The sequence below is a fragment of the Pseudoalteromonas aurantia genome (assembly GCF_005886875.1).
Taxonomy (GTDB): Bacteria; Pseudomonadota; Gammaproteobacteria; order Enterobacterales; family Alteromonadaceae; genus Pseudoalteromonas; species Pseudoalteromonas aurantia_A.
This window is the reverse complement of record NZ_PNBY01000238.1, coordinates 1-345: the sequence shown is the minus strand read 5'-3', so window position 1 is coordinate 345 and position 345 is coordinate 1. Positions and strand designations below refer to the sequence as shown.

The following is a 345-nucleotide window of genomic DNA, read 5'->3' as shown; positions in this document are numbered from 1 at the left end:
ACCATACCGATATTGACAAAAATGTAGACAAAAAACGTCAGAGTTATACTACCTGCCAGCAGTCTGCCAAATAGCGTCTGGGCTTTGAGGGTAATAAATAAGCCTCGACCAATAATCAAAGAATAGAGCGCCAGCAAGACCAGACACCCCATCAAGCCAAACTCTTCAGCCAGTACCGCAATGATAAAGTCAGTATGACTTTCCGGCAGGAAGTCCAGGTGAGACTGAGTACCCAACAGCCAGCCATTTCCATAAATCCCGCCAGACCCTATGGCAATTTTCGACTGAATAATATTCCAGCCTGCTCCCCAGGTGTCACTTTCAGGATTAAGAAAGGTCAGTACC

The 345-nt window shown here is 46.1% G+C and carries 1 protein-coding gene; it reads right to left on the bottom strand.

Translation table 11 applies throughout. The annotated features are described in order from the left end of the window. Positions 1-345, bottom strand: a 345-nt coding sequence (locus CWC18_RS20815; RefSeq protein ID WP_171041196.1) for an FtsW/RodA/SpoVE family cell cycle protein, incomplete at both ends; no start/stop codon positions are given.